Here is a 3,026-nt window from a genome sequence, read left to right as displayed (position 1 = left end):
GAGTGGATCCGCTGTTTACAACGGCGTCACGTAGGCCCCCGAGATGCCGCCGTCGACCAGGAACTGCGAGGCGGTGATGAAGGAGGCGTCGTCGCTGGCGAGAAACGCTACGGCGGCGGCGATTTCCTCCGGTTCGGCGAATCGCCCGGTCGGGATATGGACGAGTCGGCGGGCGGCGCGTTCGGGGTCCTTGGCGAAGAGTTCTCGCAGCAGTGGGGTGTTCACCGGGCCGGGGCACAGGGCATTGACGCGAATGCCCTGGCGGGCGAACTGCACTCCCAGTTCCCGGCTCATGGAGAGTACGCCGCCCTTGGAGGCGGTGTAGGAGATCTGGGAGGTGGCCGCGCCCATGACGGCGACGAAGGACGCGGTATTGATCACCGAGCCCTTGCCGCGCACGAGCATATGCTCGATGGCGTACTTGCTGCACAGATAGACCGAGGTCAGGTTGACCTCCTGCACCCGACGCCAGGCGTCCAATCCCGTGGTGAGGATCGAATCATCGTCGGGCGGTGAGATTCCCGCGTTATTGAAGGCGATATCCAGCCCGCCGTAGGTATCGACGGCCGTCTGGAACATGGCCCGAACCTGGTCCTCGTCGGTGACATCGACCTTCACGTACAGGCCACCGACTTCCGTCGCCGCCGCCTCCCCCGAGGTGGCATCGATATCCGCGACAACGACTTTCGCCCCTTCGGCCGCGAAACGGCGGACGGTGGCGAGGCCGATACCACTGCCGCCGCCGGTGACGACCGCGACTCGATCCTGTAAGCGCTGCAACGCATCTCCTCTATTGGTCGGTAGCGATGAAGACGTTCTTGGTTTCGGTGAAGGCGCGGGCGGCATCGGGTCCGAGTTCGCGTCCGAGTCCGGACTGCTTGAAACCGCCGAACGGGGTCCAATACCGCACGGAGGAGTGCGAATTCACCGACAGATTCCCGGCCTCGACGGCCCGGGTGACCCGCAGTGCCCGGCCCACATCCGAGGTCCAGATGGAGCCGGACAGGCCGTACTCGGAGTCATTGGCGATCCGGATGGCATCGGCCTCGTCCGTGAACGGGAGGACCGCCACCACCGGACCGAATACCTCCTCGGTCAGCACCCGGTCGGTCGGCCCGGCGGGTAGGACCACCGTTGGCGGGAACCAGAATCCGGGACCCTCGGGCCGGGTCCCGGTGAACGCCACCTTGGTCGACGGCTCCAGGAATCCGGCGACCCGCTCGCGGTGCGCCGCCGAGATGAGCGGACCCATCTCGGTGGCCTCGTCGGCGGGATCGCCGACCCGCACCCCCCGCACCGCCGGTTCCAGCAGTTCCAGGAATCGATCGAAGACACTGCGCTGCACCAGAATCCGGGACCGTGCGCAGCAGTCCTGCCCGGCATTGTCGAAGACCGCGTACGGGGCGGTGGCGGCGGCCTTGTCCAGATCGGCGTCGGCGAAGACGATATTCGCGCTCTTGCCGCCCAATTCGAGCGTCACGCGCTTCACCTGCTCGGCGCAGCCCGCCATGATCTGCTTGCCCACCTCGGTGGAACCGGTGAACACCACCTTGCGCACGGCGGGATGGGTGACGAAACGCTGGCCGACCACCGAGCCTCTGCCCGAGACGACCTGAAAAACGTGCTCCGGCAGGCCCGCGGCCAGTGCGAGCTCACCGAGCCGCAGCGCGGTCAGCGGCGTGAGTTCGGCGGGTTTGAGCACCACGGTATTCCCGGCCGCGAGCGCGGGGCCGAAACCCCAGGCCGCGATGGGCATGGGAAAGTTCCACGGCACGATAATGCCCACCACACCCAGGGGTTCGTGGAAGGTGATGTCGATACCACCGGCGACCGGAATCTGACTGCCCAGCAGACGTTCCGGCAGACCCGCGCTGTAATGCAGGACATCGCGCACATTGCCCGCCTCCCAGCGGGCATTGCCGATGGTGTGGCCCGCATTGGCCACCTCCAACCGGGCCAGATTCTCCAGGTCGGCATCGACGGCTTCGGCGAACCGGCGCAGCAGGCGTGCCCGGTCGCCCGGTGCCATATCGCGCCAGCCCGGTGCGGCGCGGTGGGCGCGCTCGATGGCGGCGTCGGTCGCGGCCACATCCGCCGATTCGAAGGTGGCGACCACCTTTTCGGTCGCGGGGTTGATCACCTGTGAGGTTGTCACCGAACGCGCTCCCTTCCGTATACCGCTGCTTCCGACACCAGTGCCCGCATGAGCCGATGCTCGGTGGCATCGGCCTCCGGATGCCATTGGACACCCACCAGGAATGGACCGCCACGTGACTCCACCGCTTCGATGGTGCCGTCCGGGGCGTGGGCGGTCGCGAGCAGATCGGGTGCGAGCACATCGATCCCCTGGTGGTGGTGGCACTGCGCCCGCACCTCGGGCCCGACGATGGCGGCCACCCGGCTGCGCGGGGTGGTCACGACCCGGGTGGTCCCGAAGACTCCGGGGGTGCGGGCGTGATCGGTGTGTCCGAGCACATCCGGAAGATGTTGCAGCAGTGTGCCGCCCAGTGCGACATTCACCAATTGCAGGCCGCGACAGATCGCGAGTACCGGCATGGCGCTGGCGCGGGCCAGCCCGAACAGCGTGAACTCGAATTCGTCCCGGTCCACTCGAATACCGCGGGTGGCCGGATGGGGCACCGCGTTGTAGCGGGCGGGATCGAGATCGGCGCCACCGGTGAGCACCACCCCGTCCAACCGATCCACCAGTTCTCGCCGCGCGATTCCCACCGGTGGTAGCAGCACCGGTATGCCCCCGGCGCGTTCGACCAGGTCGACATAGCCACGCGGCAGTACCGCGCTCTCCTGGTCCCACGGACCGTAGCGGGTGCGCTCGGAGTAGGTGGACAGGCCGATTACCGGAGGCAATGCTGGCCCTCCCGCCATCGGAAGGTTGTTCGAACACCCGTCATACCGGTGGTTCGTACGCCCGTCGTACCGGTGGTTCGTACCCCCGTCATGCCAGCGGTTCGTACTCCCGCGATGTCGGCGGGTCGAAACTCCGTCATCCCGGCGTGCTTTTGGCC

The 3,026-nt window shown here is 67.3% G+C and carries 3 protein-coding genes; all 3 read right to left on the bottom strand.

From position 1 onward, the window contains the following. Positions 1–15: 15 nt before the first annotated feature. From NU1_RS07950 to NU1_RS07940, 3 genes are read right to left on the bottom strand one after another with little or no spacing between them, the layout of a single operon-like run. On the bottom strand, positions 16–846 hold the full coding sequence (locus NU1_RS07950; RefSeq protein ID WP_371859777.1) for a 3-oxoacyl-ACP reductase: 831 nt from the start codon (positions 844–846) through the stop codon (positions 16–18). Beyond that, positions 791–2,155: an aldehyde dehydrogenase family protein gene (locus NU1_RS07945; RefSeq protein ID WP_067518928.1), complete on the bottom strand. Its 1,365-nt coding sequence runs from the start codon at positions 2,153–2,155 to the stop codon at positions 791–793. The genes NU1_RS07950 and NU1_RS07945 overlap by 56 nt, the downstream gene beginning before the upstream one ends. Continuing rightward, complete coding sequence (locus tag NU1_RS07940; RefSeq protein ID WP_067518926.1) at positions 2,152–2,886, bottom strand: gamma-glutamyl-gamma-aminobutyrate hydrolase family protein; 735 nt, start codon at positions 2,884–2,886, stop codon at positions 2,152–2,154. Before NU1_RS07940 ends, NU1_RS07945 begins: the two co-directional genes overlap by 4 nt. Positions 2,887–3,026 lie beyond the last annotated feature (140 nt).

Origin of the sequence: Nocardia uniformis NBRC 13702, from assembly GCF_001613345.1 — a bacterium.
GTDB classification, from domain to species: Bacteria; Actinomycetota; Actinomycetes; order Mycobacteriales; family Mycobacteriaceae; genus Nocardia; species Nocardia uniformis.
Note: the sequence above shows the minus strand (reverse complement) of the source record. Positions and strands in the feature narration are given on the sequence as shown.